Source organism: Paenibacillus sp. FSL P2-0121 (assembly GCF_037975345.1).
GTDB classification, from domain to species: Bacteria; Bacillota; Bacilli; order Paenibacillales; family Paenibacillaceae; genus Paenibacillus_AQ; species Paenibacillus_AQ odorifer.
In genome coordinates this window covers 1,029,481-1,042,875 of sequence record NZ_CP150245.1, presented here as the reverse complement: position 1 = coordinate 1,042,875, position 13,395 = coordinate 1,029,481, and the positions used below count along the sequence as shown (strand labels likewise).

Here is a 13,395-nt window from a genome sequence, read left to right as displayed (position 1 = left end):
CTTATTTCAGTGTAATGGTAAACGATACAGATTTTGCACCTGCGTTTACTTTCACTGTAGTCTCATCCACTTGCTCTGCACCTTCTACGGAAGCGATAGCTCCCAGATCTTTAAGGGAAAGCGAAAATTCTTTACCGCTGCCTTCTGCAGTAACTGTTACGCTGTTGCCTTTGCGGGCAGCCTTCACAGTCAATTCAGGAGCACCTTTAAGATCACGTACGGTTGCAGAAGTAGTAGTACCTTCTTCAAGTGAATACAGGCCAAATTTCACGCCATCCGCAAAGTCATAATCCGGTTTGTTGTCGATGCTGCCGATTGCCAGCAAGGAGTTCTGACGAACGAACAGTGGCAGGCTGAAGAAATCATATTTCTCTTTGCGCCATGATCCGCCTTGTACAGTTTCACCAGATAACAGGTGAGTCCAGCGACCTGCTGGCAGATAGTATTTCACTTCGCCGTTTTCTTGGAAAATAGGCGCTACGAGCAAGGAATCACCCAGCATGTATTGGCGATCGAGCACTTCGCATGTTGGATCTTCCGGGAATTCCATAACCATCGCCCGCATAGAAGCCCAGCCATGCTCTGCAGCCTGCCCAGCCACATCATACAGGTAAGGCATCAAGCTGCATTTAAGCTTCGTGAAGAAGCGGGTAACATCACAAGCTTCATCATCGTACGCCCAAGGCACACGGTACGAAGTGCTGCCGTGCAGACGGCTGTGGCTGGACAACAGTCCAAAAGCTAACCAGCGTTTAAATACATGTGCCGGAGCAGTGTTCTCGAAACCACCGATATCGTGACTCCAGAAACCGAAACCGGACAAGCCCAGAGACAAACCGCCGCGAAGGCTTTCTGCCATGGATTCATAATCTGCGTAGCAATCTCCGCCCCAGTGAACTGGGAATTGTTGGCCGCCAGCAGTTGCAGAACGTGCGAACAATGCTGCCTCATTCTTACCAAGCTTCTCTTCCAATACTTCAAATACAACTTTGTTGTACAGTTGAGTGTAGTAGTTGTGCATTTTCATCGGATCAGATCCGTCGAAATAAACTACATCTGTAGGAATCCGCTCACCGAAGTCTGTCTTGAAGCTGTCTACGCCCATATCTACCAAATCACGCAGGTAGCCGGCATACCATTCACAAGCCGCAGGGTTAGTGAAATCCACCAGTCCCATACCCGCTTGCCACAGGTCACATTGATAAACATCGCCGTTAGGCTTTTTGATCAGGTAGCCGTTTTTCTTGCCTTCTTCAAACAAGCGTGAACGTTGACCAATATAAGAGTTGATCCATACGCAGATCTTCAGACCTTTTTCCTTCAGGCGTTTCAGCATGCCCTCTGGATCTGGGAATACACGTTTATCCCATTCAAAATCAGTCCATTGATACTCACGCATCCAGAAGCAGTCAAAGTGGAATACATGCAGCGGCAGATCACGTTCTGCCATACCTTCTACGAAGGAATTTACAGTCTCTTCATCATAGTTGGTAGTGAACGAAGTTGTCAGCCACAAGCCAAAAGTCCATGCTGGTGGAAGCGCTGGTTTACCAGTAAGAGCAGTATAGTTGCTAATAACGTCTTTAATGGTAGGTCCATCAATCACAAAGTATTCCAAGCTTTCTCCAGCTACGCTGAATTGGGCTTTTTTCACTTTTTCTGAAGCGATTTCATAGGAAACCAATTCCGGATGATTCACGAATACGCCATAACCTTTGCTTGATACGTAGAAAGGAATGTTTTTGTAAGCTTGCTCAGAGCTAGTGCCGCCGTCTTTGTTCCAGATATCAACGGTTTGTCCATTTTTCACGAAAGCGGTAAAACGTTCGCCCAGACCATATACGAATTCGCCTACGCCGAGATCCAGCTCATCACGCATGTACGTGTTACCGTCTTGGTCGGTGATGTAAGCCATGGATTTAAAGCCACTGCCTGTAATACGTTCTTCGCCGCGATAGAAATCCACCGCCCATTGTTCGCCTTTGCGAATCACTACACGAAGTCCGCCGCTGATCAGCACGGTTTCGAGATCCGTTTCTTCAATCTTCACATGATCGCCAGTACCTTTAGTCAGTTCGAAAACCGGACCACGTTCCTGTACACCATCATGATGAATAATTTTAATGCCTACCACGCCTGGAAGCGGAGAATGGAATTTTACAGTAAGCAGGGTTGAATTCAGCGTTGCTGCGCGCCCTGTGATTGGAGTCGTTTGTGTAATTGCTGTTAATCCTTCGGGAGTCTTTTCTACAACATAATTTTGAACTGCGCCGTTAATCGTGATACCTTCACGAACCAGCCAGAGACCATCAGTAAATTTCATTGTGTACTTGCCACCTTTCAATTTGGTGTTTATAGTTGCATTATACCGATAAAAAATGAACAAAACTAATACTATATAGCTCATTTATAACACTATTTTGATGTTTTTTAAGAAAAGAGGCCTTTATATGGACCGTACAACTCAGAGTTTGCTAAAAGAAAACAGAGTTCATGGAGATAGTATGTTTCCACTCGCTGCTTATTGGATAGAACTTCCATCCGGAACGCATGTACTCGATACACATTGGCATGAAGAAGCGGAGTTCTTTATGCTGCTAGAAGGAGAAATTCTGTTCCAAGTAGACACAGAATATTTTCCACTCCGCGCGGGCGAAGCGGTATTTATCGAATCTGGCGATATACACGCCGCCTATGTGCTGAACGAAGACACCCCCTGCAAATTCTGTGCGCTTGTATTTCTGCCTGATCTTTTGGCTAGCGCCCAGTACGATACGATCCAGCAAAACGCGATTTTGCCACTGCAAGAGAAACGCCAGAGCTTTCCGAGACATATTACACCCGATGTCCCTTGGCAGCAGGAGCTGCTTCATCATCTGGAGCAAATGATGGAGGCATACGCTAATAAAATGCCCGGATTTGAGACCTTTATGAAAGGAACTTTGCTAATCATGCTTTCCAAGATTACCGCAGAGGGCCGATTTGAGAACCGCAGCCAATCGGATGATGCTGATACCACCAAAATTAACCGCCTTAAAAAGGTGATCCTTTATATCCAAGATAACTATCAGGAACCGATACGTACCCGTGATCTATCAGAGCTTATTCCCATGAGCGAGGGGCAATTCTGCCGCTTCTTCAAAATGATGACTCGTAAAACGCCAGTCGATTACATCAACTCATACCGGATTCGCCAGGCTGCCGATCTGCTGCAACAAAGTGAAAGAAAAATATCCGACATCGCATTCGAGGTCGGATTTGATAATGTAAGCTATTTCATAAAGGTTTTCCGTAAAGCGATGAAATGCTCGCCTTCGGAGTTCAGGAAAGGTGCAGGCTAGTTTCATCTACATCATAAAAAAACGATGGATTCCAATTGGAGGCTCGCGATGAACTCACCGATTCTTAGCTTTATCACACCGCCTATTCCTTATTTCATAGACTGTGGCCGTGCTCACTACAATGCTGGAGACTATCATATCAGTCGTAATTGCATCGGCGTATTTGATCTAATCATTGTTAAAAAGGGAATGTTGCCCATCGCCGAGAACGAGGTTTACTGGGAGCTAAAGGAAGGAGAATTCCTCATCCTTCGTCCAGATGCCCATCACTATGGCTTTGCCCCTTGTCCTATCGAAACAGAAATCATCTGGATTCATTTCCAGACCTTCGGCAGCTGGATCGAGTGTCAGGATATGAACGAATGTCTGGAGAATCAGAGCGAGCTCATCGAAAGCCATAAACAAAAAGCTTATTTAAATCACTGCGATGTATGCTCGATCTTTATTCCGAAGTATACGGAAATATCAGAGAAGGCAATGGAGGTATTAGAGTTCTTTTTCCATCTGGAACAAGAACCCCAGTCGATGCGCAACTGGAAGCGCCAAGCCTCCTTTCAACAGTTCCTGCAATTCTTGGACCGCGATCTGGCCGAGGCATCCGATGCAACCGCCATTCATCTTGCCGAGAAGATTGAATTGTTCATTCGGCAAAATTATACTCGTGATGTCTCTAACTCCTTACTTCAAAAAGAACTTAACTATCATCCCAACTATCTCGCCAAAAACATGCTAAAAATATACGGTGTGACCCCTATGGCCTATCTCCTGTCCTATCGTCTAGAACAATCCAAACGGCTGTTAATTCAAACTTCCTGGTCCATTGCCCGCATCGCTGAAGAGGTTGGCTTCCATCATATTACTTACTACTCTTCCTGCTTCTCCAAGAAAGAAGGCATTTCTCCCTCTAACTTTCGACAAAAATTCACCGGTAAATAGACATTACAAAGCCTGAAATGGAAAATATCTTCCTCTTCCGGGATAGTTTGGACAAAAAAGCTGTTAAGCGTCCATCAAACAACGCTGCGGCTAACAGCTCTCTTTATTAAATATTACTGCTGATTTGCCGATATATTATAGATAGATCTTATCGTCGTAGGAGGATAATGAACCATGCATATAACGAATATGACCTCATCTATGGGAACGAGGTTTAATGTATCTGTTAGTCACCAAACTCATGATAAAACTATGAAATCAAACAGCAATACTAGTGGTAATGGTAATGGAGATAAATTATCAATAAGTAAATCTGCAAAGGCTGCTTTTCAAAATCAATCCAAAATGGACGGAATGGTTAACTCCCTGCTTAAACAAAAACAAAATATCATCGACAGTAAGAACAGTCTGATTGAAAGAACTACCAAAAGTTCACATAATCTCGAATCTATTCAAGATCAACTTAAAGAGTTCGACAAGCAGCTCCAAACGATTGACCAACAAATTGCAAAATACAGCTTCGAAGAGCAACAAAAGAACTTAGAAGATGCTCAAAAAGCTAATCCAAAGGATGAACCTAAAACCGAGCAAGAGATACAGAACGAAAGATTGAATACGATTGTTTCTGTAAGCCAAGATGTTAGCCAAATGGAGGTAGTTTCTTCTACCCACACTAAGATGCGTGGCGAGGCAAAAGTTCTGACCAAGGAAATAGAGCTGGACGAGGCTCGTTCTACTCATTCCGCAACAGCCAAACGGGAGCAGTTATCCAAAATCGAAACTAAACTATCGGAAATGAACGAAACGTTAGGCGATGCCATGAAAGACACGGGAGATAAAATTAAAGATCAGATCGATAAAGCAGGTTCAACAGAAATTAAACCTTCTGAAGAGAACACCAATGAGCGGACAGAACAATTAGCTACCTATCAAGAAATTCAACGTTTAGCCGAAGAATCTGATAAGTCGCAGCTAGAAGTACTAATCTAACAAGGGCAAGAATCTCTATATAAAAAAGCAATCGGATCTCCTCCGCATCAGAGGGTCTGCCGATTGCTTTTTTAGATGCAGCTGATGTTACTTTTCGGCTATTCCTTCCGAATCACAATAAAGCAGGTGCTGTCCGGCAGCGCCACTTCCTGTCCGCTCTCATCCATGAACCTTACTCTATCACGCAAAGCTTCGGTATAACCTTCTTGCAAGTAATGCCGGAAGACCTCAATCTTTGCCTGCTCTCCTAAAATCTGTTCAATAAATGAGGCAAACTCCGTAGGGGTGAAATAACCAAACTGTTCTTGGACTTCGTGAATATAAGCCTCTTCGCCCCAGGTATAAGTATATAAAAATTCCATGGCATCATTAACGGGCATGAGCACTTCTTGTTCCCCTAATCTCTGAAACTGAATCTGACGTCCAGCAAAATCCTTCGCATAACGCTCCAGCCACACCAGACCGTCCTCTTCCAGAAAGCGAACTCTCCGCAGCAATGATGCAGGTTCAGTCATGATCCCATCGCGGATAATGATAACCCCGCCAGCTGACAATACAGCAAAGGCACTTCGCAGAGCTGCGGAGACGGTGTCGTGATTGAACTTATTACCATTTAGCGGCACATAAGAATATAGCTCATGCAAAATCGAAGAGAAAATTACCGTGTCCACCGTTCCGGCCTCCACGAAATCTTTAAGGTTCAACGCATCTCCCTGCAGCACCTCCCAGTGGCGACCTTCCCGCTGCTTGCGTTGCCGCAAGGCTTCCACTACATTGCTTGATATATCAATGCCGATAGGAGTAACCTCGGGCATACGCTCTTCCAGTAAATCCAGCAGCACACCGCCGCCCGGACCGATATCCAGCACTTTTTGTCCAGTGGCATGATCTAGAATTACAGCTTTATAATCTGCTGTATTATTCATTTGGCTTAAGTAGGTATCTTCATTATGAAAACGGTCAAAAGCATCCCTGCGCAGCTCGAATAGATCGAATAACAGCAATACAGCACGTTCATACAAGGGTGATTTTTCAGCTTCCATACAGAATTCGATCAGCTTCTCTGCCGCTGCCGAGAATTGGAATTGAAAAAATACCGTGTCTGGCAGATGTTCCTTAGAATATTGCCGCAAGAGGAGGTGAGGGTTCTCAGCAGGCAAAGTCCCTTGCTCGATATCCTTCCATGTAAGCTCCGCTAAATATTTTTCGATAATCCGCTTCTTATAAACATTGGTCTTCTTAACACCCTTGTAATCGTAGTAAATGCTGTTCATGACATGCTCGAAGCTGATATGGCTTAAGGATTGATTCTGCGCCCTCTGGGCAGCAAGCACCATCACCTTCAGAAATTGCTCCAGCGAAAAGGTCTGTAGTGCAGATTCCACATACCAGAAGGTAATCTTACTTAATGACTCCAAGCGTTCAGCATGGAAACCTTCCTGCGTCAGCTTAGCCCATTCCGTAGTGAAATCCTCTCCTCTAGAGATCGGACCCAGCCGCATTCTGCGCAGTCGTTCCTTCATCGGCATAGGACTAGCAAGATTGCCTGAAGAAATCAGCTCAATAAGCTGCTTCACTTCATGCTGCACATTCTGCCATAACTCGGGAGACACAGCTCCGATGATGCAATGATTGAGCACGGTCAGCAGGCGTTCCAGTTCCTCCGCGGTCAGCAGCTGATCTTCCACTATATCATGGAGTGGCTTATTGACTTCCGGCGGCACTTCTCCGCGAATTTGCTGTCCTATAAGTCCATGAGTCTCAATAAGCCGCTGAATCATCGCACCTTTCTCGGAGACAGCCCTCCCTAAATATCTCTCATATAACTGTGCGGAACCTAAATTATGTACAAAACAATTGATCCCTTCCTTCTGCCAAACCAGCCGCTCCTTTGCTGTACCTCCCTTAGCCGTTTCTGACCAAATTAACGTTTCTTCCACCAGCTCTTTTATCCAAATAGAACGGGGAAGTTGGTCCAGAATCTGCAAGCTACGTTCCACATAGTCCAGTACGGGATTCCTGCGATCCAGCTCCTCCAGAGATTCCACACGTTCCAAATTTACAATCTGCTCCTCCGCTTGGACAATAAGCTTCAGCCAGAGGTGATCCTCCAAATGATCTTGCACACCTTCACGGTATAAGGCGATGGCTTCCAGTGATTTCAGCATATGCTCCTCCTTCGCTCCAAAGTGGAGACTATAAAGACCTATTATTATATATATACAATCCCGTTAATTAAAAAACAGAACCAGGACTCATGAAATAGCCATGTCCCGGTTCTGTTTGCATTCCAATCATTAGGTTCCGAACCGCTGCCGATACCCACATTTGCGGCACAGCTCCTCCACCGCTTCTCTACGTGAGAAGCCATAGAATAAATTGTTCGCCCGCTCCCCCTCTACAATCTCTGAGAACGGAGTTTCATGGATGTTGCCTAGGTTAATTACTCCTTCACCATCCAGACAGCATGGCACAACAGTGCCATCCACAAGGATTGCCGCTTGGCTCCGCAGGGCATGACAGAACCCTTTTCCGTCATCTTCCGGCTCATTCAGCGCTGGCCAACGGAACTCATGATCCTGATTAAGGTAGACGCGTGGGGCAATCTTGACACCACTGCCAGGCACAACCTTTTCTTCGATCTTGAAATCCAAGTTGAAGGCTTCCTCCAGCAGGGCAAGGGTTTCACGGTTACGGTTTCTCTCCAGATTCGTCAGATTATCCTCCGTCAAATTCCACAAGCGGAAAGAAATAATAACCCCTTGCGCTGAGGCTTCCCGTACAAAAGAAATTATCTCTGAAAGATAGCCTTCACGGTTCTCTGACCCTTCATGCCCATCAAAGCTGTGCAGAGAAAAGTTCATCTGACGCAGTGCGGGCTTACCAAGAATTTTAGGTCCGGCTTTATGAATTAACGTGCCATTGGTTGTAATATTAACCTTGAACCCTTTGGCATGAGCAGCATCCAACAGTTCACCGATCTTGGGATGCAGCAACGGCTCCCCTTTGACGTGAAGATAAATATGATTGCTGTGTGGTTTAATTTCATCCAATATCGTATTAAACGTATCAAGCTTCATGAAATTTTTCGTCCGGGCGGTTTGTGGACAAAAGCTGCAGGCGAGGTTGCAGACGCTCGTTATCTCAATATAAACCTTTTTAAAAGTCTTCAAGTCCTGCTCCCCATTCTATTTATTATAAATCTGAGGCATAGCGGAGACCGATCTGTGCTCTGGCTTCCTCCATAATCTCTGCTGCGGCCATGGAGTTCTCATGAGTATTAATTCTGCTCTCCCGTTCACCATTCTTAATCAAGTTGATGAATTCTTCAACCTCATAATACATAGGTTCAAACACCTGAGGCAACGTAAGCTCCTCAACTGTACCATCACGATAGTAAATTTTCACCTGATAAGGCTCATTGATCTTGTCGATCACCATCGTACCGTTCTCTCCATGAATCTCAGCTGGCAGATAGGAGTCGGAAATCTTGGAGTGCATAACTACCGCATCCATATCGTCATACTTCATAATGAGACTTCCTTCACCATCCACACCTGACGAGAGCATGACACCCACTGCCTGTACTGATTGAGGCTTGCCAAAGAGCACTACCATTGGATACAAACAGTACACTCCAAGATCCATTAACGAGCCATTGGAAAAAGCGGGATTAAACGCATTTAACACAGTCCCCTGCCGGTAGGCATCATATCTGGAGGAGTACTTACAGTAACTTGCAAAATAACGGCGAACTTGGCCGAGTTTATACAAATTATCACGAATCACTCCAAAGTTCGGCATAAAGGTCGATTTCATCGCCTCTACCAGTAGCACATCATTTGTGCGCGCAGCTTCAATCATAGCTTTAAGCTCCGTACTGTTGGATGCAGCCGGTTTCTCGCAGAGCACATGCTTGCCGTGATTTAAGCACATAATCGCTTGTTCTGCATGCATAGAATTTGGGCTGGCAATATATATAGCATCTACATCTTTGCTTTTCACCATATCTTCCAAATTCGTATAAATTGTAGCTCCCGCATATTTAGCAGCAAAGGCCTGACCTTTCTCCATTGTGCGAGAGTACACGGCTGTCAGGATAAACTCCTCATTCTCCAAGCCGGCTTGCACGAAGCGGTCTGTAATAAAGTTTGTTCCAATGACCCCGAAACGAATTGTCATGATGTTATCCCGTCCTTTTTAGTTATTACTAACTCTACATGCTATTTTCTCACTCATAGGTAGTCATGTCTACTTTTTAAGGCAAATTAACGACAATTTCTGATAAATTCAGCAATTCTCTTGTTACTGGCGGAGCACCGCTCATCGTACAACGCAAAAAAAGGCGTATCCCAGCCACCCTTTCATGGCTTTTGAGATACCCTTTTTTTGGAATTACAATGATTCCCTGAGCTTACGGACCCAGAACGGACCCAGATGAGCTCTATATAATTGTCCAGCCGCCATCTACAAACAAAGTCTGACCTGTAGTGTAGCTGGAAGCATCTGAAGCAAAGTAGAGCACGGCGCCGTTTAGTTCTCCCGGATTACCAGGGCGCCCCATCGGACACACTGCGTTGTACATTTTTAGCGCTTTTTCTGCAAATAACGTATTCTCAGTCATTTCAGTTTTGAACAAGCTTGGTCCAATCGCATTAACAGTGATACCATGCTTAGCGTAAGTTGCCGCCACCCCTCTTGTCAGATGGATCACTCCACCTTTAGCAGCATTGTAAGAATGCGTAGGAACCGAAGCAGAAGCTGTAAGGCCTAGCATTGAGGCTGTATTGACGATTTTGCCGTAATTCCGTTCCTTCATATGCCGGATCACATGTTTCGACATCAGGAAAACACCTTTTAAATCCGTATCCAGTACCCGATCCCAAGCTTCTTCTTCCAGCGCCTCAATCGGAACCGCATCCACCACACCAGCATTATTCAGCAGAATATCAATTTTGCCAAAGGCTTCCATAACCTTTTGAACAGCCACAATAATCTGGTCCTCTTTTCTTACATCACACTCGATAGGAATTATTCTGCGTTCAGGGTATTTAGCCCGGATATCCTCGGCTACTGCTACAAGCTTGTCATATCTTCTGGCCAAAATAGCAATGTCTGCTCCTTGCTCAGCAAGCATCTCTGCGAATTGTACCCCGATCCCACTGGATGCTCCTGCGATAATAGCTGTCTTACCCGTCAAATCAAAAAGGTTAGTCATTCTAATTCCTCCTAATGTTTGGTTAGCCGATCCTTCTTCGGTTTCATTTCGCACAAACTCACTTCAAACACGTAGGCTTATACTGAGGAAACAGGTTGCAAATTGTTCTCCCACCAGTCCCAGCGGAGATAGCAGTATGGAAGATACTCCATTGGATTCAGAGGCTCCAGAATTTTACCTTTTTCAAGCACATTTGTACTGACGGTGTAAACCGCGCCCAGCATATTCACAACTTCAAGCTCACTCCAAGGATCATGCGGGGAGTCTTGGAAGGTGATAGAGGCTTCAGCCGCTTTATAGACTTTAACCTCACTTACTAAACGCTGTGTGACCAAGGTTGGCATCAGATCGAAGCCATTTCCGTCAATTGCATTGGCATATTTGATGTTATACAAAGGGATATCTTTGCCGTAATATGCCTCCAGAATCTTCTCGGCTCCATTGTCATTGAAGTGTCCATCCATAGTGGCTTTTACGTTGAAAAAGTCAATGCCATGCCGGCCGATTGCCCCATCAATGCCATCTTCTGAGGTGTTCATACGCACATCGGCCATTTTCTTAGGCAGCCCACATACTTCCCGGCCCATAGCCATCCCGATATCGCTTGTAATAGGCATCGACAGGCAGTAGTTGCCTAATTGTCCGTTATAGTCCGCTAGAACGAACAATCCAGCTTCACGATAAGGTGGACAAAAGTTCGTAGCTGGGTAATTGGCGATAAAAGCATTTACCAACGGCCGGCTTGTTGGCTTCAGTGGCTTCGGCAACAAACGCTCGATAATCTCTGGTTTGGTCTCCCAATACACCGTCAGCATCTCTGCATCATAAAAGGTGGTTGGCTTGCCTCCGTATTTCTGCATATCTGCGAAACTTTTCACAAAACTCACCATGAATGAACCCTCCTTAGATTAGTAACCCTTTAGTTCAGCACAAAAGCCGTTTCGAATCCAGATTGAATGGCCTGTCCGATTCGGCCTGGCTTGCCTGCATCGCCGATCACCTTCACATTAGGCAGTACCTGCTTCAGCTCATCAACGAATGAGCGATCGGGTGTAACACCAATGGATAATACAACAGCATCCGTCTTTTTCAGCGAAGTTTCCCCCGTGGACGTATTCTCAAGCACAATCGCGCCATCCTGCACTTCTACCAGCTTGGTTGATGCTAAGAGCTCCACGCCGTTCTTTTTCAGTCTAGTCACAATGTCGATCAGATTTGGCAGATAGGCATCTGGACCAACCCTCGGCTGCATTTCCACCACCGTGACCTGATTTCCCATATCGGCTAAATATTCAGCCGTTTCCAGCCCTGTCATGCCGGAGCCGATGACCACAGCCTGCTTGTTCTTAATCACAACTGATCCACTAAGTACGTCAACAACGGTGCAGACCGCTGCCTTCTTCACTCCCGGAATAACAGGCACTATAGGCTGTGCCCCAGCGGCAACAAATACCGCATAAGGGTTCAGTTGCTTCAGTTGTTCCAGCGTAGGTTTCGTAGAGAGACGGACATCAACATCCAGTTCCTCTAACTGATGCTGCATATTATCAATAAACCAGTTCAGCTTCTCCTTCAATGGTGGCCGGCTTCCCAGCTCCACGCTGCCGCCTAGCACATCTCTGGCTTCGAACAGTACAGGTTTAAAATCTCTGAGCGCCAGAATCCGTGCTGCTTCCATACCTGCTGGACCCCCGCCGATCACAGCTACTACTTTGCCAGCGCCATCTTTTGTTGGTTCTGCAAATTCAAGCTCACGGCCCACTCTGGCATTGACAGCACACTTGATTACCTTGCACTCCATTACTTCCTGAATACAGTACAGGCAAGAGATACAGGTTCTGATCTCTGCTTCTTTGCCTGCTGCCGCTTTGTTACCCCACTCCGGATCGGCCAGTTGGGCTCTTCCAAGGGCTACAAAATCCGTATTTCCTTCCTGTAGCAGACTCTCAGCAAATTCAGGCTTACGGATCACATCACAAGCAATCACTGGAATTTGCACCACTTGCTTAATGGCTGCGGAGAGATGTTTTTTCCAGCCTTGCGGGTAGGATATCGGCTCAATGATCGTATTGGATGATTCATAAGTGCCGGAGCTTACATTTATGCAATCCACTCCGATGCTTTCCAGATGTTTCGCAGTCTGGATAGCCTCATCCAGTGTAATCCCGCCTGAGACAAATTCATCGCCGTCGATTCGCACCGATACAGGGAATCCTGCGCCACAGGTCTTTTTGATGCCAAGCACAATTTCGTTCAGGAATGACATTCTACCTTCCAGTGAACCGCCATATTTATCAGTTCTCAGATTGGTAAGTGGGCTCAGAAACTGTCCTACGAGATAGCCGTGGGCACCATGGATCTCCACACCATCAATACCTGCTGTTTTAGCTATATAAGCTCCGAACACAAATTTACGAACTAACTCTTCTACCTCTTCAGTAGACAGCTCCCGGGGCATTTCTCCAATCGCTGAAGACATCACTGCGCTAGGAGCAACAATTTGTTTGCCTCCAATAAGCCGTCCGTGATTTTGCCGGCCCGGATGCTGGAGCTGAAGGAATATTTTGCTGTCATGACGATGCACAGCTCTTGCCAGTTTCTCCAGACGTGGCACAAACAGCAAGTCACTTGCATTCAGCTGGTTCGGTGTACCTACTCCGGTCTCATTATCCACACGCGTAATTTCCGTAATGATTAGACCACAGCCACCTGCGGCACGTTCCTCATAAAAAGCAATCATTTCATCCGATGCTTCACCACTGGCCGCAGCCAGTGACGTTCCCATAGCCGGCAATACAATTCTATTCTTAAGTTCAAGGCGTCCAATTTTACCTGCTGCAAACAGTTTTTCATATTTCATCTGCTTAGCACCTCCACCTTTAGTTTAAGGCGTCCAATACTTTGTGAATA

General features: G+C 45.7%; 10 protein-coding genes. 3 read left to right on the top strand and 7 right to left on the bottom strand.

The annotated features are described in order from the left end of the window. Nucleotide 1: 1 nt before the first annotated feature. Complete coding sequence (gene yicI, locus MKY54_RS04430; protein WP_076129610.1) at nt 2–2,323, bottom strand: alpha-xylosidase; 2,322 nt, start codon at nt 2,321–2,323, stop codon at nt 2–4. Nucleotides 2,324–2,450: 127 nt separating this feature from the next. Between yicI and MKY54_RS04425 the strand changes: the two genes are divergently transcribed. The 3 genes from MKY54_RS04425 (at nt 2,451) to MKY54_RS04415 (ending at nt 5,267) form a co-directional block, all read left to right on the top strand. Next, nucleotides 2,451–3,341, top strand: a complete 891-nt coding sequence (locus tag MKY54_RS04425) for an AraC family transcriptional regulator (RefSeq protein WP_076129611.1) — start codon at nt 2,451–2,453, stop codon at nt 3,339–3,341. Between the two features lie 48 nt (nt 3,342–3,389). Next, nucleotides 3,390–4,277, top strand: a complete 888-nt coding sequence (locus tag MKY54_RS04420) for a helix-turn-helix transcriptional regulator (RefSeq protein ID WP_076302813.1) — start codon at nt 3,390–3,392, stop codon at nt 4,275–4,277. 174 nt (nt 4,278–4,451) lie between these two features. Continuing rightward, nucleotides 4,452–5,267 carry a hypothetical protein gene (locus MKY54_RS04415; RefSeq protein WP_339189658.1) on the top strand — a complete coding sequence of 272 codons (816 nt, stop codon included), beginning with the start codon at nt 4,452–4,454 and terminating at the stop codon, nt 5,265–5,267. 98 nt (nt 5,268–5,365) lie between these two features. Here the strand turns inward: MKY54_RS04415 and MKY54_RS04410 are convergent, their stop codons facing one another. The 6 genes from MKY54_RS04410 to MKY54_RS04385 form a co-directional block, all read right to left on the bottom strand. After that, the gene (locus MKY54_RS04410; RefSeq protein WP_339189656.1) at nt 5,366–7,435 is read right to left on the bottom strand and encodes a class I SAM-dependent methyltransferase; all 2,070 of its coding nucleotides are present in this window, start codon (nt 7,433–7,435) and stop codon (nt 5,366–5,368) included. 129 nt (nt 7,436–7,564) lie between these two features. Further along, nucleotides 7,565–8,440, bottom strand: a complete 876-nt coding sequence (locus MKY54_RS04405; protein WP_036680750.1) for a radical SAM/SPASM domain-containing protein — start codon at nt 8,438–8,440, stop codon at nt 7,565–7,567. A gap of 22 nt (nt 8,441–8,462) precedes the next feature. Then, complete coding sequence (locus tag MKY54_RS04400; protein WP_038568824.1) at nt 8,463–9,449, bottom strand: Gfo/Idh/MocA family oxidoreductase; 987 nt, start codon at nt 9,447–9,449, stop codon at nt 8,463–8,465. 262 nt (nt 9,450–9,711) lie between these two features. Then, nucleotides 9,712–10,485, bottom strand: coding sequence for a glucose 1-dehydrogenase (locus MKY54_RS04395; RefSeq protein ID WP_036680744.1), 774 nt, complete (start codon nt 10,483–10,485; stop codon nt 9,712–9,714). Nucleotides 10,486–10,562: 77 nt separating this feature from the next. Next, entirely contained in the window at nt 10,563–11,375 is an 813-nt protein-coding gene (locus MKY54_RS04390) for an acetoacetate decarboxylase family protein (RefSeq protein WP_339189654.1), read from the bottom strand. A gap of 29 nt (nt 11,376–11,404) precedes the next feature. Continuing rightward, nucleotides 11,405–13,345: an NAD(P)/FAD-dependent oxidoreductase gene (locus MKY54_RS04385; RefSeq protein WP_339189653.1), complete on the bottom strand. Its 1,941-nt coding sequence runs from the start codon at nt 13,343–13,345 to the stop codon at nt 11,405–11,407. Between the last annotated feature and the right edge of the window lie 50 nt (nt 13,346–13,395).

Bases quoted from the DNA above. Each gene is read 5' to 3' on its own strand.
- MKY54_RS04415 (WP_339189658.1), top strand. From the start codon at position 4,452: ATGCATATAACGAATATGACCTCATCTATGGGAACGAGGTTTAATGTA.
- MKY54_RS04410 (WP_339189656.1), bottom strand. From the start codon at position 7,435: ATGCTGAAATCACTGGAAGCCATCGCCTTATACCGTGAAGGTGTGCAA.
- MKY54_RS04390 (WP_339189654.1), bottom strand. From the start codon at position 11,375: ATGGTGAGTTTTGTGAAAAGTTTCGCAGATATGCAGAAATACGGAGGC.
- MKY54_RS04425 (WP_076129611.1), top strand. From the start codon at position 2,451: ATGGACCGTACAACTCAGAGTTTGCTAAAAGAAAACAGAGTTCATGGA.
- MKY54_RS04385 (WP_339189653.1), bottom strand. From the start codon at position 13,345: ATGAAATATGAAAAACTGTTTGCAGCAGGTAAAATTGGACGCCTTGAA.
- yicI (WP_076129610.1), bottom strand. From the start codon at position 2,323: ATGAAATTTACTGATGGTCTCTGGCTGGTTCGTGAAGGTATCACGATT.
- MKY54_RS04395 (WP_036680744.1), bottom strand. From the start codon at position 10,485: ATGACTAACCTTTTTGATTTGACGGGTAAGACAGCTATTATCGCAGGA.
- MKY54_RS04400 (WP_038568824.1), bottom strand. From the start codon at position 9,449: ATGACAATTCGTTTCGGGGTCATTGGAACAAACTTTATTACAGACCGC.
- MKY54_RS04420 (WP_076302813.1), top strand. From the start codon at position 3,390: ATGAACTCACCGATTCTTAGCTTTATCACACCGCCTATTCCTTATTTC.